Here is a 20,640-nt window from a genome sequence, read left to right on the forward strand (position 1 = left end):
GCGGCAGACCTTACGGCTCAATTATAGGTGATCTTGTCGGTAACCCGCGGGCGATTGAAGAAATGGTGATCGAAGCTGTAGCCATTCATTCCGGTAAAGTTCGAAAAGAACGCCGAGACCGGTGTCGTCAATGTGTATTGCACCCGGGTCAGCACGACCTGCACGTCCGTTTCCTGTATCTCTGAAGGTATCGCGATCGCGCTCGCGGTGCCTGAGTTGAGCGCGGTGGTGTTGAGTGCGGCGGACCAGTTGACGGTCGCGCTGCCGCTGCTGCTGACATCGTTGACCGTAAGCGTGATCGTCAGCCCCGTCGTGTCATAGGGCTGTAGGATGAAGCTCGCGCCGGTGAGAAGCTTGGCAACGTCGGACTTTGTCCAGGAACTTTGCTGTGAAATCATATCGCCTGTGGAGGAGGCGATCTCATCGATCTTTCGGCTGACCGTGAGCGCGTGGCCGAGATCGACGGTGCCGAACAGCAGCATCACCAGGATCGGCAGAACGAGCGCGAATTCCACGCCCGAGGCAGCCGACCGGTCGTGCGTGAGGCGGCGGATCGCGGATAGGGTACACCGGAAAAAGGACAGGCTCCGTTTCATGGTCAGAAAGGCTCGTTGCGGAACAGAACGGCAGAGCCGAGCAGGTAGCGGCCATCGGAAAGCTTGGCGCTCGACAGGCTGAAGAAATTGACGACGGCCGTCCAGGGCAGGAACGTCTGAACCAGGATGTAGTCGCTGCCCTTGCCGACATCAAAGCTCTCGGTGACGGTGAGATTGCCGCTGTCGTCGATGGGGTCGGCGCTGGCGGCGGACGAGATGTCGGAGAGCACGTTCACCTTGACCAGGAGATCGCTGGAACAATTGAACGAGAGAAGCATGTCGCTGCAAATTTTGGCCTTGAAATCGGCCAAAGTCATATTGGAGGACGCGACCTCGCCGGTGCGGATCATCCGGGAGATCTTGTGCACCGAAGCATCCAGGGAAGAGTTGACGAAAAACATCAGCGACACTTCGATAATGCCGAATATCATGATGAAGAGCGGCAGAGCCAGGATCGCAAATTCGATCGCAGCCACGCCGTCTCGATCGGCGAGCAGGCGGCGCGGCGATGCAAAGAATTTCCTGCGGCTCATTGGGTCAGCCGAACGGATGCAAGATACTGGGTAAAGAGCGCCGACAGGCCGGCCGTGATCTCGGCCGATGATGACGCTGATATAAACAGGCTTGTGGACGATGCGCAGTCCGAAAGCGCATAGGGGATGTAGTCGCGCCTCGTGATGCTGGTCGACACGCCGCTATCCATGGTGCCGCCCCAGGTGCTCTTCCAGTTGGCGCTTGCCATTGTCGCGCCGACGGTGGCGTTGTAACCCCAGTCCGTGGTGATCGGCAGATATTCCGTGTAAAGCACGGCCATGGTGTCGGATTGATCTTTCAGATAGCCGCACCAGTCCGGATTGAGCGGCGCGACTTTGTTCCAATATGCCCCGGAGATCGCCTGTTTGTTGCTCCATGTGACCTTGTCAGTCACCCATTCGCGCTTCGACTGGACGCCGTCCGTCAACAGGAGAACCAGCTTGAGCGGTGAACCCGAGGAGGTTCCGTCCCCTCCGGCGCCGACCTTTTGCTTGAGCGTCGCCAAGGAGACGTCGAAATAGGTGGCTGCCTTCGAGGTCGCGCTGGTGAGGCCGTAACTTGCGTCCGCGAGGCGGGTGCGCGCCGTGTCCGTGCTGAGCGTCGGGCTTAGAACTTCTGTCAGGGTGTCGCCCAGGCTATACAATCCGACCTTGATCCGTTCATGACTGCTGTCGGACGTGTCGATCATGTCGAGCACTTCTTCGACGGCGTCGCCGGCGACATCGGCGCGCAGCTTTATGTTCTTGGCCGTGCTGTATTCATAGTTGTTGCTGTATGTCTTGTTGCCGATTTTGTGTGAATCGCCCGTGTGGCAGGCGAATTGGCATCCGATGCCGGCATACATGGTCGACTGCCCCGACGTCGTTGCCGCCAGCAGCATCGATGGGGATGTGTCGATGACGATATAGACATTGAGATAGGACGTGGTTGGTCCCTTGACGGCGCTTGCCACGCTGACGTCGACTGTGTCGATATTGGCGATCTTCATCAAGGTCGTCGGAACCGTGCCGCTGGCCGTCGCGGTGATCTTGTGGTTTGACGTATCGATGTCGATGTCGCCAAGCGTATAGCTGTTTTCCACTTGTGCGTGGAACCAGTCGGAAACCTTTTCCTCGAGGGCGTCCTTGTCCGAGGTGTCGATCTGCTTGACGGCGGCGATCAGGGCCGCGTCAAGGTCGCTCTGCATCCGCTGCCTGACATTGTAAGCGCGAATATAGTCAAAGCTCGCGCCGACCGCGACGATCATCGGCACCAGGGTGAGGGCAACGACAATCGCGACATTGCCGCTCCTATCTCTGCCGAGACCGCGGAGGGCTTTGAAGAGCCGAGCAAATGAACAGGAAAGACCCGAGCGCAAAAACCACCATCACATAAGTCATGAAAATTACTCATGTGCGAGATGTATCCAAGGTGCTTAAGTCTTTGTTAATTCCTGCACTTTTCGACATGAAGCAGGCTGCCGACGCGCTATTTGCTGCGCAGATTGTACATGTTTGCGAATTATGGATATCCGCGGGATGGCATATCGTCGTCTTTCACGTCGAGAGGACCCACATCCGTGGGGTGTCAGCGTTCGGCTGACAGGGGCTGACCAAGCGCGGCGATCAGCGCGTCGGCAGCAATTTCTGCTCTTTCCTGCTGCTGTTGTGTCGAAGGACCGGGAAGTCCCATCAGCACGCCGAGCATATGGGTGCCAAGCAGCCGGTCGATGAATTGCACGGCGAGTTCGCTTCGGCGCTCGGCGCTGATGCCGAGAGTCTCCTGTTTGAGCCCGAGCATGAAGGCAACCATGCCTTCGAGATTGCCGACGAGGCTGGTATGAGCCATCTCCGCCAGACCGGGAAACCGGCTGGTCCCGGCGATCACGGTGCGCATGAGGGCGATCGTGTCGGGATCCATCAGGCGGCTTTGCGCCGTCATCCCGGCCCAGAGCAGGACGTCTCTCAGAGGTTTTTCAAGGAGCGCCTCCATCTGCGCCCGCTCGGCCTCGTCGTCCGGGTCGCAGGCATTGGAGATCACGGCTGAAAACAGGTCATCCTTGCTCTCAGCATGCCGGTAGAGCGTCATGATCGAGACGTTTGCCGACTTGGCGATGCTTTCCATGCTCGTTCCCTCGTAACCGGTATCGAGGAATGATGCTTTGGCCGCCGCGAGGATGTCGGCCCGCTTGCTCGCCATCAACTTCGCTTTCGGATGGTCTGATGACCATGATTTCATGCGCTTGACTCCATGCGATAGTCAATCATATCGTATCAACGATAGTGAACGTTATCGTATCTCTACATCAGGTTATACAAAGGTGCCGACACATGAAAGCTGCCCGTCTCAAATCCTATGGCGACATTGACCAGTTCACAATCGATGACGTCGGCAGGCCCACGCCTCAGGCCGGTGAAGTCCTGATCAAGATCGAGGCTTCCGCCGTCAACCACTTCGATCTCATGATCCGCCAGGGCTATGTGGCTCAATACATTCCCCTGGAACTTCCCGCGGTGCTGGGCGGTGACGCTGCCGGAAGCATCGTCGAGATCGGCTCCAGTGTGACCGGATTTGCGATCGGCGATCGCGTTATCGCCGATTTCGCACCGAACGGTAAAGGCGCGCATGCGGAGTACGGCGTCGTTCCGGTCTCGGCGATTGCCAAACTCCCCGCCAATCTCAGCTTCGAGCAGGGCGCTGCTCTGCCCAAGGCGGGTCTTACCGGCCGGCAATCGGTCGACGCTCTTGGCGTCAAGGCGGGTGACCGCGTGCTGGTGTCAGGCGGTCTCGGGGCTGTCGGCCGTGCCGCCATCCAATATCTTCAGGAGATCGGCGCCAATCCGGTGGCCGGCGTCCGGGCGGATCGGCTCGACGAGGCGGCCCGGCTTGCGGGAGAAGCACTCGACATTGCCGAGCCTCCGGCTGCCACGACCTTCGATTACGCGATCAGTGCTGCTGCCCCTGTCGCGGCCAATCTCATCGGGCATGTCAGGGACGGCGGCCAAGTCGCCAGCATCGTTCCCGTACCGGAGGGTGCCAATATCGGCAATCGGGTGATCATCCACGAACTCTATCACCGCGCCGATGCGGCCACGCTCGAAGCCGTGGCCGACGCTGCCTCGCGTGGCGTTTTGATCGTTCCGATCGCCAAGACTTTCCCGCTGAGTGAGATCGGTGCGGCCCACAGCGCCGTCGCTGCCGGTATCCAGGGCAAGGTCGTCTTGAAACATTGAACGAGCGGAGCAGGCGATTGTGGAGGGGCCAGTTGCGCCGTCCCGCAATCGCCTGCCGGCAGGAGCCCTCCCGCCACAGGGAATCTGACTTAATCCCGCCTTCAGCGCTGCATCAGGAGATCATGCAGGCGTTTTTGAACGTATTGTGCAGTCATGTTTCGATTGTTGAAGAAGTCGCCAACCACGGCAATCCAGCCCTCAGACATCTGGGTCGGCATGGCCTGGGATTGGGCGCTGACTTCGCCCTTCCTCGCCTTGATCATCTCCAATCCAAGCTTGCCGCAACGATCAAGCCCGGACGGATCGACATCGGTGCGGACGGGCAACGACCCCTTGATCCGGCTGAAGGCAACCTGATTGTCGCGATCGAGCACCATGCGCGCGAAGGCCTGCTGCGCCTCTGCCGTGCCTTCCCGATTGGTCAGCGGAAAGGCAAAGGCATCGATCACCATGAAGTATGCGATGGATGTGCCCGGAACGAGGCTGCAATTGAAATCCTTGTCGACGCTGTAGCCGCGCGCCGCAAGCTCGCCCTTGGCCCAGTCGCCCATGAACTGCATGCCGGCCTTGCCCTGGCCCACGGCCACCGTGGCATCAGCCCATGTCTTGTCCTTTCGCTGTTCGATCGGTTCCACATAATTGGCCAGGCGCGACAGCATATCCAGGGCTTCGATCATCCGCGGGTCCTGCACCAAGTCGGCATCGCCGCTCATGAGACGGGCATAACCTTCCGGGCCGAACTTGTGATAGATGATGTCGTTGAAAATGAGCGACACTTCCCATCGCGCCCCGCCAAGCGCAATCGGCAGACGCCCCGTCGCCTTGATTTTTTCGGCCGCGTCGAAAAGTTCGTCCCAGGTCTGTGGCGTCTTCACACCCGCTTCGGCCAAGGCCGCTGCGCTTGTCCACAGCCAGTTTTCGGCATGGATATTGGTCGGCGCAAAGTAGACTTTCCCCTTGTAGGAGATCCGGTTGAGAACCGTTGCCGGGATGACGTCCTGCCAATGATCCGCCTGCGCGACATCATCTATATCTTGCACGATGCCCATTTCCGGCAGTTCGCGCGATCCCTCGTTTGCATTCCATTGCATCACCGCCGGCGCGTATCCATTGGCAATACGATCACTCACCACGCGCTGGACGGCGACCTTGTTCTCTGCCGGCATGTCCACCCACTGGTTGCCGGCGGCTGCCCAGGCCCGGCGGAAAACATCGAGTGCGGCAGACTCGCTTTTCGACACCCAGAAATGCACGACGTCGACGGCCATGTCCTGCCCCGCCAAAACCTGTGTCGCAGGACCTGCGGCCGCCAGAGCCGCGGCAAGCCATGTGCATATGATTCCCCGTTTCATTCGTTCCCCTCTTTCTTTGATAAACTCTGCCGCACCGTCCCTTGTGCGGCGCCTCTCTCAGGAGACAGTTTCAACCCGCAATTTGCGCGACCGGCCTGATATCCCGCGCAGAACCGCCCGGCGAGCCAATCGGTCGACCGCTACGGCCGCCGGTTCCGGCTTGGCATAGAAATAACCTTGGCCGATCTCGCAGCCGGCGTTCAAAAGGAAATCACGCTGGCTCTCGTCCTCGATGCCTTCCGCGACGCACCGTTTGCCGAGGTTGCGGGCCAGATCGATGATTGCCCTGATGATCTGTTCCGAGCGGATATCCTTGCCGATCTCGGCAACGAAGCTGCGGTCGATCTTCAGCTCATCGAAGGGGAAGTCGCGCAGATGCACAAGCGACGCAAAACCGGTGCCGAAATCATCGAGCGAGACCGACACGCCATGTTTGCGAAAACGGGAAATGGTTTCGATAATCTGATTGGCGCCGCGATTGAGGAAGACGTCTTCCGTGACCTCGATGGAAAAATCGAGCCAGTCGAGATGGTTTGCTTCGACCGCCGCAGCGATGAGGGCGTAACCGTCGTCGCCGACCAACAGGGCCTCCGGCAGATTGATGGCAATCGACCCCACCCTGAGCCCTGCTGCTTTCCAGGTCCTCAGATCACGCGCGACGATATTGACGATACAGCGCGTCATGCCTTGTATGATATGGCCTTCCATGAGCGGCAGGAAGCGGCCGGGCGGAAGGATGCCGAGCTGAGGATGGCGCCAGCGCACCAGTGCCTCGAAACCGAGATGCTTGCCGGTCTGCAGATTGACCTTCTGCTGGTAGTAGACGACAAACTCGTCGCGATCGGCCGCGACGGCGAGGGCCGCAGCAAGCCGGTTCTGTTCCAGACGTTGGGCAAAGGATGCTTCATCGAAGATGACGGCTGTGTTGCGCTTGGCCTTGGCGGCATAGAGTGCCAGATCGGCGATGCGCATGAGCGTCGCCTCATCTGACGCGTGGCCGGGCACGACCGCGCCGCCGATGCTCGCCGAAACCGGTAGCAACCGGCCCTCGAAATGACATTCCGCTGCAATGGCTGCCACCGCGCGCCCGGCAATTCCTTCCAGCGTTGCCGCATCTGAAATTCCAGGAAGGAGAGCGGCAAACTCGTCGCCACCAAGCCTTGCGACGACGTCGCCGGTGCGGAAGGTCTTCTGCAGCGCACTCGCGACATGGCTCAAAACCGCATCGCCGGCAGGATGGCCAAAGCTGTCGTTGGTGGCCTTGAAGTGGTCGAGATCGACCAGCAGCATGGAAAAACCTGAGCCTGTCCGATCGAGCGAACCGAACAGCCCGTTTAGGGCCTCATTGAACGAAGATCGGTTGCCAAGGCCTGTCAGCGTGTCGGTATGCGCCAGATGCGTCAGTTTGATCTCGAAATCGAGAGTCCGGCGGTGCTCGGTGCGCAGTTTTATCAGCAGCGGTATGAAAAGGATGAGGGTCGCCAGTATCAGCGTGGCTGCGGTGAGGCTGAGGAGCACGGCGCTGATCAGGCGGGTATGATCGATGCTCACATCGCTTCGGTCATGCGCGCTCTCGATCAGGGCGCTGAACTGACGCATGAGCATGCTGTCGGAGGAAACGGCGAAGTCGATTGGTCCCCAGAAGCTGTAACGCTCCCGCCGATCCAGCAATTTCGCGGACACGACGCGTTCAGCTCTTTCAAGAAAATCCTCCAGCCGCCCGTCGAGTTCCAGCCGTAATTTTTCAGATGCGGCATCCCGCCCGTTCAGCTTTTCGAGAAGATTTGCTTCGACCTCGATATTCAACGCGTTCAACTCTGCGCTCATGGCGCGGATGTCGTTAATCGCTTTTTGAACGTCTTCGACCATTGGCCTGACGATATATTCCGGCATATTCGGATCGGCCGAAGCGCGCATGATCGCTCGCGTCTGATTGGCAAGCTGCTGGAAGCGAATGAACTGGCGCCCGATCAGATAGCTGATGTTCTGCTGCAGGGAATGGCGATCAAGCGCCACCTTGACCGTCAGGAAGGTTGCCCCGATCAGCACCGTCATCACGACGACGGCGACGATGTAGTGTCGCCCGATGGAGCGGATATATTTCGCCACGGAGGAATGGGACTCGCCGGGCGGCATCACCGTGTTTTTCAAATCCGATCCCACCACCATTCGCGCTCCATCAGAAAGATACAAGCCGGCTGAGCAGCCGCCGGCATGCGGACGGTTGCATCACGATCATTTATTTAGAGATCGGCCATCATGGCCCTGTCCGCGCCTCGAGCACTGGCGCCGGAAATAGAAGGGTCACGTCGTGCGCTCCCCGGACCGCTGTCGCGATCGGATTTGCTGTCAACACTGCCAAGGGGAGGCTTTCAGCGAACCAACGCCGGTGCGGCTTTGCTCATCAACAACTGCTACCCGGAATGCTCCGGAGTTTCAGAGCCGGCGCGATCGCGCCATCTGCGCTGCACTTGGAATAGAGGCCGTCATATGCATGCCGATTATTGAACATTCCCACCTCTGATAGACGCGATCGATTGACGACAGCGCGGATTTTTGGCTCGTCCCTGAACCCGTCATCATGGCGGAGAAGTACAAGCAGCACCTCATTCGAATGACTCGAAATTGTGGACCACCTGGTTGAAGAAGCGTAAACACTTTTGTGAAAAGGCAATAAAACCAGTTCCTTGCGAAGAATTCGGTACAAAATCGTCGTGATTTGGCCATGGGATTCGGATTTCGGATAAGGCGCCCACCCTTGCTTTTCCGATCGATTGGCTTTGGCTTGTCAGTGTGCCTGGTTTGGACATCGGCAGCGTCGGCTGGGCGATGAAAGCCAAAGGACGCGCAGGTTGGGATCTGCGCGAGAGGCGAGGATGTCCATATTGCGCGGCCCGATCCGTTTCGCGCGTTGAAAGTTGCCGCGGCGCAAGAGAGGGCAGCGATCTCTTAATTTTCTGACCGCAATATTCAGGCCAAGCCGACATGCTCGGTCGCAGCGGCCGATGCCTTTGCGATCGGAAACTTCGGGCCTTCGTTTTCGCCTCAAATGACTTGGGCGGCCTTCTTGGAAGAATTCTCGACTGGATGGATGATGCATTCGGTTGCCCATGGTGAGGAAGATCCATGATGACGTTGTCTCAATCGCTTCGGCAGCCGGCCCTTTTCACGGAAGGGGACGAGCAGAGGCGAGACGGATCGCAGCATCAGGACGCCGCCGTCGACCGGGAAGCCCTTCTCGAAGCGTTGCTCGGCGCATTTCCCCTGCCGGTTTTCTATAAGAACTCCGAGGGGCGCTACGCCGGCTGCAACAAGGCTTTCGAAGACTTGCTTGGCCACAGGCGCGAGGAGATCATCGGGAAAACCGAGTTCGATCTCAATCCGGAGCACCCGGCTGAACTCCAGTTCACGTGGGATGAGAGATTTCTCGAAGGGCGCGGAGGCCGAGGCTTCGAGAAGAAGATGACTGCCGCGAGCCAGACGGTGCGGGATGTCGTCGTCAACAAGGCGGTGTTCACCGGGCACAACGGCGATCCGGCCGGGGTGATCGGCGCCATCGTGGACATTACAGAGCACAAGCAGGCCGAGCGGGAGCTCAAGAAAGCGCTTGAATTCGCAGAGGGGATCATCACCGCCATTCCCGATGTCCTCTTCGAGGTGGACGAGGACGGCCGCTACCTTCAGGTCTGGACAAGAAACCCAGAACTTCTGGCTCAGCAGAAGGAGATGCTGCTCGGCAAGACGGTCAACGAGGTTCTCGCGCCTGACCAGGCGGCCATCGCGATGGAGGCTCTCGCGGCTGCCGGCAAAGAGGGTGTTGCCTATGGCCGATGCATTCGGATCTCCTTGCCAAACGGCGAGACCCGATGGTTCGAACTCTCCGTCGCCAAACGGCCGAGCGCCGATCCGACGATCACCACGCTCCTCGCACTTTCGCGTGACATTACCGAGCGAAAACAGGCGGAGGAAGCCGTCAATTCCATGCGGACGCAGCTGCTCAGCGTGCTTCAGACCATTCCTGATATGGTCTGGGTGAAGGATATGGGCGGCGTCTATCTGTTGTGCAACCACGCGTTCGAACGACTGACAGGTAAGGCGGAGTCCGAGGTTGTCGGCAAATCGGATCTCGAACTGTTTGGTGCTGAAAGGGCTCAGGTCTTTCTGGAGTCGGACAAAGCCGCGATCCAGGCCGGAGGTACTCTGGCCTCCGAGGAATGGGTCATCTCCCAGGAAAACGGTCAATCCGTTCTTCTTGAGACACGCAAGGTTCCGGTGCTGGGCGCGGGAGGAGACGTCGTCGGGGTTCTCGGTGTGTCGCGGGATGTGACTGAGTTGAATGTCTCGCGCCAAAAAATCCACCAGATGGCCTTCTACGATCCTCTGACCTCGCTGCCGAACCGATCGCTGTTCAGCGATCGACTGCGGCAGATGATCACCGCTGCCGTATCGCGTGGCCAACGCGCCGGCGTGATGCTGATCGACATCGATCATTTCAAGGCGGTCAATGATACGATGGGACATCCCGTCGGTGATCAGTTGCTCTGCCAGGCCGCCGCGCGGCTGAACGAAAGCGTTCGCGACTATGACACCGTTGCGCGCCTCGGCGGCGATGAATTCGCGATCCTGTTGCCGGATATCCGGCAAGGTGACGATCTCGGCCGGATGGCCAACACGATCCTTGAAAAGTTCAAGGAACGTTTCCTGCTGGACGGCCAGGAGCTGTTTATTTCTTGCAGCGTCGGCATCGCGCTCTATCCCGATGACAGCGCTGACGCCAACGACCTCGTGAAATACGCCGACTCGGCGATGTATCTCGCCAAACGCTCGGGGCGAAACAGTTTTCGCTTCTACTCGAAGGACCTGACGGCGAGCGCCGAAGAGCGCATGCGGCTGGAATCGGAATTGCGCCGCGCGATCGAGCGCGGAGAGTTGGAATTGCACTACCAGCCCAAGGTGCTTTTGGACAGCGGCGCCATAGTCGGCTGCGAGGCCTTGTTAAGATGGCGTCACCCCGAAATGGGCATGATCCCTCCCTCGAGCTTCATTCCGGTTGCCGAAGAGACAGGGCTGATCGTGGAGCTCGGACGATGGGTGCTGCGCGAGGCTTGCCAGACAGCGGCCGAATTCAACGCCGATAGCCGGTCACCGCACAAGGTGGCGATCAACCTCTCGGTCAAACAGTTCCAGTCCGCCGGCCTGGTAAGGTCGATCGCCGAGATTCTCGAGGAGACCGGCTGCCGCGCGGAATGGGTTGAAATCGAAATAACGGAAAGCCTGCTGCTGGATCAGAAAGACGAAACGCTGCAGATGCTTTCTGAACTTCGAAACATGGGATTTTCGATCGCCATCGATGATTTCGGCACCGGCTATTCGGCGCTGAACTATCTCGCGCGCTTTCCGATCGACACGCTGAAGATCGACCGGTCTTTCATCAACAGCGCGGATAAACGCAACGAGGAACTTGTGAAGGCAATCCTGTCCATCGCCCGTTGTCTCGGACAGAATGTGGTGGCGGAAGGCGTCGAGACCGCCGAGCAGGCAGCCTTCCTGGTGGCAAATGGATGCGGTTCGGCGCAAGGCTTCCTTTACAGCAAAGCTCTGCCCAAGACGGAAATCATCGCTCTGTGGCTGCGTTCCCTGGCCAACGGCTGCTCCCCACGCGAGGAGCGGCCTTGCATTTGAATTCCATCACGCAGGGAACATCGTCGAACTGAGTGCAACGTGGCGATCACCCGTCTCCAGGCGACGCCGCCCTGACGCGGGTAACATCCATGTTGCCGTCAGCTATCGGCTTCCATGAGGCCGGGTTCGACATCCTCCTCCGACGGCTCTCGGCTTCCAACCCCGCCTGAAAGCCTCGCCTGGAACGCCGCCGTCAGCCATCTCGCAGCGGGGCCCGGCGGGTTTGCAACATTGCGGACCGCATGGATGGGAAGCTCGCCCTGGTCGAAGGCAGAAAACTGGAGACGGACGAGGCGGCCTGCAGCGAGATCGTCCTTGACCACGGATGCGGGAAGGCCGCCCCATCCCAATCCGCCGAGGATGAACAGATGTTTCGTCGCGTTGTCGCTGACCCGCCAGGTCTTGAGAGAGAATACATTGAAATCCCGGCCCTTCGCCGTTCCCGAAGCATCGAAGACCACCAACTGGGTTTCGTCTCGCACGTCGGCAAGGGTCAATGGCCGGCGCAGCGTGGCAAGAAGATGATCCGGGGCTGCAACGGGGACCATCGCCGTCTGGCCGATCCGCTCGAAAACGATCTGATCGTTTTTGACTGCCATAGTGCCGCCAAAGCCGACGACGGCCCTGCCATGAATTACCTCGTCCATGACGATCACAGGTGTCCCCGCCGTTACTTTCAAGGAGACGGTGGGATAGTGGTTGCGGAAGGCACGCAGCACCTCGACGACGACGTCCGAGGGGACAATGGAGCTCATCGCAACGTTGAGCTCTGCCTCCAGGCCGTCGCTCAAGGCCTGCACGCGAGCCCGCATCAGATCGAGATCGCCAAGCAAGCGGCGAGCATCCTCGACGACGGATCTGCCGGCATCTGTCAGCTCCGGTCGTCTGGTGCCGGAACGGCTGAAAAGCGCCACCCGCAGCTGCGCCTCCAGGTTGGCGATCGTATAGCTGACGACCGATTGCGTTCGGTTAAGGGCGCGGGATGCAGCGGAGAAGCTGCCTTTCTCCACCACGGTCAGGAACACCTGAAGCTGATCCAAAGTCGGGTGGGGCTGCATATCTCATCGATCCTATCGATAACTTTTCTCGAAAGTTTAGCGGTTTTCGCGATGAGCTTCCAGCTTTATCTATCCCGCGCGACGCACCGCATTTTGCTCCAGAGGTTCGCATGCCCAACACCACGACTGTCTTGCCTGCACCTGCCGGAAAATGGCTCCAGATTGGGCTGTGGGCCGCGCAGGTGCTGATCTTTGCCGCCTTCACCCTGTTCGGCTGCATGAAATTTTTCATGCCGGTCGATCAATTGGCGGCGATGTGGGTATGGCCCGGCGACGTTCCCGTGTGGTTTTTGCGTCTGATGGGTATTATCGATTTTGCGGGCGGAGTGGGCGTGCTGCTGCCTGCGTTGACCCGCATCCAGCCTCGCCTGACGGTGCTGGCGGCGCTCGGCTGCGTGCTGCTGCAAATCGCCGCGATGATCTTTCATCTCTCCCGCGGCGAAGCCCCCGCCGTGCCGCTCAACGTCATCCTGCTTGCTCTTTCGGCGTTCATCCTGTGGGGCCGCGGCAGGCGGGCGCCGATCGCGCCACGCCGATGAGGATGGCGGCCGAGCGGGGAGCCCCCTCGGCTCTCAGCAAACGCAGACATTCATCATTGGCCAGAGGTAACCGGGAGTGCCGGACGTAAGTTGGAACACCTTCGACCATCTGTCGTTTGCCGGGGCGGATCTGCAGGAATTCTCAACGTCGCTTTCCCGTTTGCACAGCGGAATCCAAGTGAGATCGGAAAGTCAGCGGAATACGAAATATCAGGTCAATATGGTTCGCACGCGGGGGATCTCGGTCATCGCGAGCCGCTATGACGGCGATTTCTCGATCCACTTTCCCGCATCGATCGACACAGCCATGGTTCTCATTCCGCTGACCGGGAGCGCGATGGTCGCGGTAGCCGACCGTAATTTGCCGTCCATCCAAAACAAGGGCGTCTTCGTCGATCGGCTGTCTGACAATCAGCTGCGCATTGCGGGCCCCAGAACGCATCTTTGCCTTAGGCTGCCCCACTTCGAACTGACCCGGCGTATCGAAGCCCGGTTGAATGCCTCGTTGAGGGAGCGTCTCCAATTCGCAACCGAGATCGATCTGTCGCAAGGGCCTGGATTGGACCTAGCACGGCTCGCTATGGCCATCCATCACGGCCTGGCGGGTGAAACCCTCCATAAATCGCCTGCGGCGCTTGGTCATGTCCTGGGAGCAATGCTCGAGCTTCTCATCGACGCCCTACCGCACAACTATTCCCAGGAGTTTTCCCGCGACAGGGAGGCTCCTGTTCCATGGCACGTTAAGCGCGCGATCCACTACATGCATGGCAATATTTCCCGGGCGATGACTCTCAAGGAAATTGCTGAAGCATGCGGCGTCAGTGCCCGGACCCTGCAGGATGGCTTTCGAAAATTTCGCATGACGACGCCGATGGCCTATCTGGAGCATATGCGTCTTGATGTCGTTCGCCAGGAACTTTCATCGGCCGATCCCGAGCAATCGGTGAGAGTCATTGCGCAAAAATGGGGCTTTGCCCATGTTGGCCGGTTCTCAGGCCAATATCGAAAGCGCTTCGGCGAACTGCCATCGCAAACCCTTCGCAGGATTGTCGAAATTCCAGCCGATGTCGGGACGGCGGATTCAGGCCGCTCCCGACCAAGGGCGCTTGCCAAAGGATAAAGGAGCCGGCCTTCTCCTTTTGATCTGGCTTGCCGCTGTCCTCGATATGCAGTGGTAGAATTTGCAATCTACAAATGTGAAAAAATCACAACCTATGATATTTATAAAATCTTTGGTTGCGGTATCCGATTGTCGCATCTCTGTCCGTTTGACGCAGCAAAGCCGGCAAGCGCGCCGCTGTGCGCGCTAAAGTAAGAGTTTGTTAAGGCTGACACGGCGTTTACTAGCCATACGAACAGGCGCAACTCACTGAAATGAATAGCGAAGATGTTCCGGTTGATCGGCGAATGAAGCATGCCGGATCCTCGAGCCGTCGGACTTGGAGACATGAGAGTTTCCGATCCTCCCAGATTGTCAAGAATAGCGAATGCTCATGGCTGAAATCATCCCATTTCCAAACCCGGCCCCCAACACCTCGATCGAGATTCACGACCTCAACGTCGCAGGCGTATCGTCCGGAGATCCGGATATGGACCAAATGCTCCAGGCGCGTGCCCGGATCCAAAAGGTTCTGGATGAACTCGACAGATTAAGCGGAGCGCTGCAGACCGGTTCTGCATCGACAGGCGCCGCAGGGTAACCGCCCTTTCACTCGGACGATTTCTCGGCAAGACGGAGCGGGATGCAACGCGGCATTCTCGCCGCAACCCTGATGCTCGATATCGAGAAGATATACGGGCTGCTGCCTCACGTTAAGCGCTGAACCACCTCGACCAAGGTGCAGCTCTACAGGCTGCCTGACATCATGGCGTCTTGTGACGAAGGGCAGCGATCACACGATCGGCCATGAAAGCGCACCGCGCGCCATCGAACGGAAACAGCGCCGAGAATGCACCGGAGAGCTGGTTTTCGATCGACTGCCGCATCAGCTTTCGCGCCCGGTGCAGCCGGGTCTTGGCCGTTTCCGGTCTTATGCCAAGGTAAGATGCGGCCTCGTCCGTGCCCATGCCTTCGACATCCCGCAGCACGAATATAGCGCGAAAATCATCCGGCAGTTCGTCGACAGCATTTTCGAGGAGATGTCGCGCCTGGCTCCTGGCGAGTTCGGTTTCCGGATCAGTCGCCGACAGGGAGGACGGAAACTGCAATACGTCGCCGCCCCATCTCGTCTGCATGTCGATTTCCTCAAGTCCGGTGGTGTTCTTTTGCCGCCGCACGCGCGCCAGCGCCTCGTTGAGGGCAATGCGGGTCAGCCATGTCGAAAACTGTGCATCGCCCCGGAACGCGGCCAGATTGCTGAACGCCTTGATATAGGCGGCCTGGACGACGTCTTCGGCCTCCGCATCATTGCGGATGATGGCGCGCGCCGTCCGGAACAGGCGCCGATTGTGACGCTGAATGATGGCGCGGATGGCAGGTTCGTCGCCCATTCTTGCCAGGGGTACGAGCTCGGCGTCGGACAGTGTCGATACCTCCTGCCGGTGTCGCTCGGCCGGAACCGGAATGGCTGTCATGGAAATTCTCCCCTGCTTGCCGTCCTTCGATCGGAGCCCGGCCCTAAAGCCTTTTGTTTCTGCATGCCGGTATCCCGGAACCGCTGCACACTTCCGGGCGACATGCATTAGGGCCGAACATCCAGTTTGCCCGCCATGGCGGGATGAAAACGACAATAGAAATCAACGGCTCCCGCCTGGCTGAGCGTCATGCGGCCTTCCGATTTTGGCGGCAGGTCGAGATCGAAGCTTTTGTCGCGTGCGGTTGCCGTGTGCCGGAATATATCATCGTTTCGCCAGACGATCACATCGCCGACATGCAGCTCGGCAGATGGCGAGCCGAATTTCATGCCGGCGATGGTGACCTGATATTCCGCCGCCGAGGCGACGCCGTTGCCTGCCCAAAGCAGCGCAGACAGCAGCGGGAGCCGCAGCGATTTGACCAGCGAGCCCATCGCCATGTCTACTTGATCATCGAAGCCAGATGCTCGGCATGTATCTGGTGCTCCTTGAACAGGATCAGGCCCGTTTCCAGCAGTGACTTGAGCTCCTTATTCTCAGCCGACGGGATCAGGATCTTGGCAAGCGCTGAGTTGACCGACTTGTGATAAGCGACTTCGTTTTCGACATAAGCCTTGTCGAATGCCGCGCCGTCGAGCGCCTCCAGCGTTTTCAGTTCCTTCGCTGCCTGTGTCGACAATGATTGGCTGACGGCGTTGTCTTCGGGCGTCACGTTCAGCTTCTTGACGAGAGCGAGCGCCTGGTCGTTGACGGCCTTGTGGTCGCGCTCCATGGTCTTGGCGAATTCGATGACTTCGGCGTTCTTGCTTTTCTTCAGCGCCTGCTCCGCGGCGGTGACATCGATCTGCCCAGCCGTATAGGCGATGTGGGCGATCTGAGGATCGGTGGGCTTGGAGTCTGCGGCGATCGAAGCCGTGCTTATGGATGCCGCCATGAGGGCGGCGCCGAGAATTTCTTTCAACATGGTCTGTCTCCCTTGTGTCGATATGACGATGCCTCCCGGCAGCAGCGGTGTGCGCCTTTGAAGCGGACATTGGATGCAGGTCCGTCGAAAAGGTTCCCGGAAATTTCGGAGACGAAGAAACGGCTTGTTGCCGGTGTCAGTCCTTGCCGATGAAACGCTGGAGGACGATCGCGTGATTGTGGCGCAGATCTTTCGCAGCGTAGAGAAGTGTCGCGTCCGATTGCCGGATCTGGCGTTTCAATTCTTCGACGGCCGATGAATTTTCTTCCAGTTCGTCCCGGTAGCGGCGCTGGAACTCCGTCCATTTGGCGGGGTCATGGCCAAACCATCGGCGCAGCGCCGGGCTTGGCGCGATATCCTTCAACCAGATATCGACTGCCGCATCCTGCTTGCTCAATCCGCGCGGCCATAACCTGTCGACCAGGATGCGGGTGCCATCACTGTCTTCCTTCGGCTCGTAGATTCGTTTGATGCGCAAAGCCATTTGCTCATTCGCCATGAGTCGACGCCAACTTCGACCGAAAAGACGGGCGAAGGATTTGGTTCCACCGAGGGGCTGATGGTTGCCAATTAGTCACACATGCCTACCTCTGGACTGTCATAATTGATTTTTCGCGTGCAACTGGTATTGCTCGGTCGCATGCCGCTGATATTTTCCGATTCTCTCAATATTGCCAAAAGGATACTTGATGCGAAAGTTGGCGCCGCTCGTCCTTGTCGCAGTTCTCAGTGCCTGCGCCCGGCCATCGGATGGCCCAACCGCCGGTGGTTTTTATAATGCCACTGCCCCTCAAAGTAATGAGCGGATCCCGGTGGTCAGGCTCTCTGAAGCGCCGATGGGTCCGGTTGCGGTCACCCCGCTGGCCTATGCGGCCACGGATCCCGGGCTCAGCCTTATGCGCTCGGGTGGATTTGCCGATACGAAGCTGAGGCGCGGCGACGTCATCGAGGTGACGATCCTCGATCCCGGCGAAGATGGACTTTTCTCCTCGACCCAGAGCAAGACCCTCAATCTCGGCCGGTTCACCGTCGATTCGACGGGGAATGTGACGCTTCCCTTCATCGGCAAGCAGCGGGTGGTGGATTCCTCGCCGGAAGCCCTGCAGACGCGCATCGTCACCGGCCTCAAGGGCTCGGCGGTCAATCCGCAGGCCGTCGTCACCGTTGTCGACAGGCCCTCCAGCGGTTTCACCGTCAATGGCGATGTACGCTCCGCCGGCCGTTTCCCGCTCAGCGCACGCAAGGAGCGCGTGCTCGATGCGGTCGCTCTTGCCGGCGGTGCATCGTCGGCGCCAGGATCGGCGACCGTCACGCTGATGCGCGGCAAGCAGCGCGCCACGGTGCCGCTCCAGCGCGTCATCGATGACAGCAAACAGAATGTCTACCTGCTGCCTGATGATCAGATCTATGTCGACAAGGACTCGCCGACCTTCACCGCTTTCGGCGCCTTCAAGAGTGTCGGCGAGTTCGAATTCGAACCGGGCAAGCTGACGTTGGCCCAGGCGCTCGGGCGCGCCGGCGGCCTGCTCGACGATCGTGCCGATGCAAGCAATTTCTATGTGCTGCGCAACCAGCCGGTCTATACGCAGGTTGCAGCCGCAAATGGCAAGAATGCCGCGCCGGCTGTGGTGCGCACCAAGCCGGTGATCTACCGGGTCAATCTGAAGGACGTTTCCAATCTGGCGTTGATGCAGCGATTCCAGATGATGGATGGCGATATCATCTACGCCAGCAACGCCAGCCTGGTGGATTTTGCCAAGCTCTTCAACGTCTACCAGAAGAGCGTGCCGACGGCCGCAGCGCCGATCCCCGGATCGAGCGGCAACTAAGCGCCGACTGGACGTTTCGCGAGGCCGCCGAGCAGATGCAAGGCGGCCTTCGCATTCTCGGGCCTGTCTTCAGGATTGTGCTGTGACAGGCAGATCGCCAACGCCTCTAAAGCCTGAAGCTCTTCGCCTTCCTCGCCGCAATGATGCAGGAGCAGGGACAGCAGAAGTCCAGCGGCATAGAGATCGGATCGGCCGTCGAGCGATTCACCGGCCATTTGTTCCGGAGACACGAAATCCGGTTGGCCGGCGAAGGCGAGATCGAGTTGCCCGTGCCGGCACCCGACCTCGATCGCGATGCCGAAATCGGCGATCTTCAAATGGGAGAGGTCGCCATCGGCAACGAGAAGATTGAGCGGCGACAGGTCGCAATGCACGGTGCCGGCGGCATGGATGGCGTCCAGCCCGGACAGCGCCGAAATCATGATCGAGATGACCTCATCCGGAGATAACGGTTGTTCCTGCAAGCGATCCGCAAGCCGTCTCCCGAGCCATTCCATCACCAGGGCCGGGCGTCCGTCGGCGAGGCGCAGAACCGCTTGTGTTCCAGCGATATGAGGGTGACGGAGCGTTATGCCGATCTCGGCTTCACGCAGCATGAGCTTCCTCAGCACGGGGTCATCGGCGTGCTCGGGCCGCGGCATCTTGATGGCATGAAGCGTTCCGAGATCACGATGGCGGGCACGATAGATTTGGGTCAGCGCGCCGTCATGGACCAGCGCCTCGAGCGCGAAGCTGTTGGCGATGACCCCGGGATCGGTATCGCTGAGGCGGGCCTCGCCTCGATCGAGCGCATCCCGGACCCGGTCGACCAGCATCTGCCGGGTCTCGAGCGGATACCGACTGTCCGCCCTGGCATTCAAGGCCTGCCAGAGATGGGAGAAACGTCGCGCGATCTCCTCGAAATCCGCGTCCGGAGGTTCACGGCTCATCGGTCTTCACATCGATCACGATGGCGCTGAGATTGTCACGGCAATTGGCGATCAGCCCCTCGTGGACGAGGATGTCGGCCGCCTTTTCGATCTTTGCGGAAAGCAGGATTTCGGCGATGCCGCGTTCAGGGATCGCATTCGGCAGCGGCGCGCTGCAGAGCAGCAGCCGGTCGCCGGCCTGCAGTCCGCCGAAACGGACTTCGGGGATGAGATGTCCCCGCATGCCGATGGCGCGCGAGAGCGTGCGCCGCAGGCCGATCTCAACATGGTCGCGGGTGAGGCAGCGCATCATGCCGTCCCGTAAGAGATAGCAGCGGGCATCGCCGACCCAGAGCAAGGCGCAGCTGTCCCCAAGCGTGGCCAGCACGACGATGCTGGCGGCCGACGGCTCGCGATCGGAGGAATGATAGGCCGATTGAAGCAGGCCGTGGGCACGGCCGAGCTTGCCCTTGACCTCCTGCACCTGCGCTTCGATCGTCTGCTGCTTCGCCGTTTCGGCCAGCACGTGAACGGCGATCTTGCCGACTTCGGCCGCGGTGTTGCCGTCACCCACGCCATCGGCGACGGCAAAGAGCGAGGGCGTTTCCGAAACGAGCAGCGCATCGGCGTTGACGGCAAGCCTTGTTCCTGCATGCGTGGCATGGCTGTGCCGGAGCACCAGAGGAGGATGCGGTTCGACGACAACAGGACGCGGTGTCGCGACTGTTTCTGGCTGCGGCGCCGTTGAAACCACACTGGCACTTTCGCGCAGCAGCTTTGCGAAGTGAGCAGGTTCCGGGGCACCAGTGACGCCAAATCCCTTGGCCCGCCGCTCCTCGGGATCGATCCGCCACCAGATCGTGCCGCGGCTGGACGCTCTGTCCTGCAGCGTCTCGTTTTCCGCGAGATCGGCCGGCCGCAAGCTCCTCAGCCGCTTCAGGCTTGCGGTGAAATGGTTGATCTCGAAATCCCGCTTGGCCGAGCTTTCGGCGATCGCCTCGGCCGCCGTAAACCACGTATCGTCCAGATAGAGTTGGCGCGGATGCTCGGAAAAGCCGTGAAGCTGTGCCGCGATAACAAGCGGAAAGCTGCGCCCGACGCGGTCGAGACTGGGAAGCAGGACGCCGGCAACGGTTGCCGGTCCCCAGAGGCCGCGCTCGATGATGAAACGCCATGCCGGCATGAGGCGAAACCGGCGTTCCCAATCCTCGCCGAGGTCCTGCTGCGCTGCCTGCAATCCCGATTGCAGCCAGGCGTCAAGTGCTGTTTGCAGGCCGCGGCCGAGCCCCATCGAGACGAAATCGCCGTGGCTCGGCAGCTTGCCGAAGAAGCCGATCCTGTCGGTTTCGCTCGGGCTTCGGTCCAGGGCGGCGCGCTCGTTCATATCAGACC

General features: G+C 59.7%; 19 protein-coding genes. 6 read left to right on the forward strand and 13 right to left on the reverse strand.

Going from position 1 to position 20,640, the window contains the following annotated elements; genetic code table 11:
* Positions 1 to 17: 17 nt before the first annotated feature.
* The 4 genes from NE851_RS33610 to NE851_RS33625 form a co-directional block, all read right to left on the reverse strand.
* Positions 18 to 602, reverse strand: coding sequence for a TadE/TadG family type IV pilus assembly protein (locus NE851_RS33610; RefSeq protein ID WP_063474111.1), 585 nt, complete (start codon positions 600 to 602; stop codon positions 18 to 20).
* Positions 599 to 1,129, reverse strand: coding sequence for a TadE/TadG family type IV pilus assembly protein (locus NE851_RS33615; RefSeq protein WP_047616910.1), 531 nt, complete (start codon positions 1,127 to 1,129; stop codon positions 599 to 601). Before NE851_RS33615 ends, NE851_RS33610 begins: the two co-directional genes overlap by 4 nt.
* Positions 1,126 to 2,487 (reverse strand): TadE/TadG family type IV pilus assembly protein, encoded by a 1,362-nt coding sequence (locus NE851_RS33620; RefSeq protein ID WP_047616909.1) that lies wholly within the window; start codon positions 2,485 to 2,487, stop codon positions 1,126 to 1,128. Before NE851_RS33620 ends, NE851_RS33615 begins: the two co-directional genes overlap by 4 nt.
* A 209-nt stretch (positions 2,488 to 2,696) precedes the next feature.
* Complete coding sequence (locus tag NE851_RS33625; protein ID WP_097543381.1) at positions 2,697 to 3,347, reverse strand: TetR/AcrR family transcriptional regulator; 651 nt, start codon at positions 3,345 to 3,347, stop codon at positions 2,697 to 2,699.
* Positions 3,348 to 3,439: 92 nt separating this feature from the next.
* On the opposite strand from NE851_RS33625, the gene NE851_RS33630 reads away from it, so the two are divergent.
* Positions 3,440 to 4,342 carry an NADP-dependent oxidoreductase gene (locus NE851_RS33630; RefSeq protein ID WP_097543382.1) on the forward strand — a complete coding sequence of 301 codons (903 nt, stop codon included), beginning with the start codon at positions 3,440 to 3,442 and terminating at the stop codon, positions 4,340 to 4,342.
* A 101-nt stretch (positions 4,343 to 4,443) separates the two neighbouring features.
* Here NE851_RS33630 and NE851_RS33635 read toward each other — a convergent pair whose 3' ends face one another.
* Together NE851_RS33635 and NE851_RS33640 are read right to left on the reverse strand one after the other, a co-directional pair.
* Complete coding sequence (locus NE851_RS33635; protein ID WP_097543383.1) at positions 4,444 to 5,694, reverse strand: ABC transporter substrate-binding protein; 1,251 nt, start codon at positions 5,692 to 5,694, stop codon at positions 4,444 to 4,446.
* A 57-nt stretch (positions 5,695 to 5,751) separates the two neighbouring features.
* On the reverse strand, positions 5,752 to 7,863 hold the full coding sequence (locus NE851_RS33640; protein ID WP_063474116.1) for a putative bifunctional diguanylate cyclase/phosphodiesterase: 2,112 nt from the start codon (positions 7,861 to 7,863) through the stop codon (positions 5,752 to 5,754).
* Positions 7,864 to 8,820: 957 nt separating this feature from the next.
* Here NE851_RS33640 and NE851_RS33645 point away from each other — a divergent pair.
* Positions 8,821 to 11,376 (forward strand): sensor domain-containing protein, encoded by a 2,556-nt coding sequence (locus NE851_RS33645; protein ID WP_097543384.1) that lies wholly within the window; start codon positions 8,821 to 8,823, stop codon positions 11,374 to 11,376.
* Positions 11,377 to 11,474: 98 nt separating this feature from the next.
* Here NE851_RS33645 and NE851_RS33650 read toward each other — a convergent pair whose 3' ends face one another.
* Positions 11,475 to 12,434 (reverse strand): LysR family transcriptional regulator, encoded by a 960-nt coding sequence (locus NE851_RS33650; protein ID WP_097543385.1) that lies wholly within the window; start codon positions 12,432 to 12,434, stop codon positions 11,475 to 11,477.
* 110 nt (positions 12,435 to 12,544) lie between these two features.
* Between NE851_RS33650 and NE851_RS33655 the strand changes: the two genes are divergently transcribed.
* The 3 genes from NE851_RS33655 (at position 12,545) to NE851_RS33665 (ending at position 14,673) form a co-directional block, all read left to right on the forward strand.
* Positions 12,545 to 12,973: a DoxX family protein gene (locus NE851_RS33655; RefSeq protein ID WP_097543386.1), complete on the forward strand. Its 429-nt coding sequence runs from the start codon at positions 12,545 to 12,547 to the stop codon at positions 12,971 to 12,973.
* Positions 12,974 to 13,049: 76 nt separating this feature from the next.
* Positions 13,050 to 14,093, forward strand: coding sequence for an AraC family transcriptional regulator (locus tag NE851_RS33660; RefSeq protein WP_097543387.1), 1,044 nt, complete (start codon positions 13,050 to 13,052; stop codon positions 14,091 to 14,093).
* 373 nt (positions 14,094 to 14,466) lie between these two features.
* On the forward strand, positions 14,467 to 14,673 hold the full coding sequence (locus NE851_RS33665) for a hypothetical protein (protein ID WP_244604813.1): 207 nt from the start codon (positions 14,467 to 14,469) through the stop codon (positions 14,671 to 14,673).
* Positions 14,674 to 14,836: 163 nt separating this feature from the next.
* Here the strand turns inward: NE851_RS33665 and NE851_RS33670 are convergent, their stop codons facing one another.
* From NE851_RS33670 to NE851_RS33685, 4 genes are all read right to left on the reverse strand, one after another.
* Positions 14,837 to 15,547 (reverse strand): RNA polymerase sigma factor, encoded by a 711-nt coding sequence (locus NE851_RS33670; protein ID WP_097543388.1) that lies wholly within the window; start codon positions 15,545 to 15,547, stop codon positions 14,837 to 14,839.
* Positions 15,548 to 15,654: 107 nt separating this feature from the next.
* Positions 15,655 to 15,981: a cupredoxin domain-containing protein gene (locus tag NE851_RS33675; protein ID WP_063474184.1), complete on the reverse strand. Its 327-nt coding sequence runs from the start codon at positions 15,979 to 15,981 to the stop codon at positions 15,655 to 15,657.
* Between the two features lie 8 nt (positions 15,982 to 15,989).
* Positions 15,990 to 16,511: a DUF4142 domain-containing protein gene (locus tag NE851_RS33680; protein ID WP_097543389.1), complete on the reverse strand. Its 522-nt coding sequence runs from the start codon at positions 16,509 to 16,511 to the stop codon at positions 15,990 to 15,992.
* A 136-nt stretch (positions 16,512 to 16,647) separates the two neighbouring features.
* Positions 16,648 to 16,995, reverse strand: coding sequence for a DUF488 domain-containing protein (locus tag NE851_RS33685; protein ID WP_063474124.1), 348 nt, complete (start codon positions 16,993 to 16,995; stop codon positions 16,648 to 16,650).
* 205 nt (positions 16,996 to 17,200) lie between these two features.
* Between NE851_RS33685 and NE851_RS33690 the strand changes: the two genes are divergently transcribed.
* Positions 17,201 to 18,340: a polysaccharide biosynthesis/export family protein gene (locus tag NE851_RS33690; protein WP_097543390.1), complete on the forward strand. Its 1,140-nt coding sequence runs from the start codon at positions 17,201 to 17,203 to the stop codon at positions 18,338 to 18,340.
* Here NE851_RS33690 and NE851_RS33695 read toward each other — a convergent pair.
* Both NE851_RS33695 and tagF read right to left on the reverse strand, forming a co-directional pair.
* Complete coding sequence (locus NE851_RS33695) at positions 18,337 to 19,269, reverse strand: serine/threonine-protein kinase (RefSeq protein ID WP_097543391.1); 933 nt, start codon at positions 19,267 to 19,269, stop codon at positions 18,337 to 18,339. The two genes, NE851_RS33690 and NE851_RS33695, sit on opposite strands and share 4 nt — an antisense overlap.
* Positions 19,259 to 20,632 (reverse strand): type VI secretion system-associated protein TagF, encoded by a 1,374-nt coding sequence (tagF, locus tag NE851_RS33700; protein ID WP_097543392.1) that lies wholly within the window; start codon positions 20,630 to 20,632, stop codon positions 19,259 to 19,261. Before tagF ends, NE851_RS33695 begins: the two co-directional genes overlap by 11 nt.
* Positions 20,633 to 20,640: the final 8 nt, after the last annotated feature.

Source organism: Rhizobium anhuiense bv. trifolii (genome assembly GCF_024346605.1).
In the GTDB taxonomy this organism is placed as follows: Bacteria; Pseudomonadota; Alphaproteobacteria; order Rhizobiales; family Rhizobiaceae; genus Rhizobium; species Rhizobium anhuiense.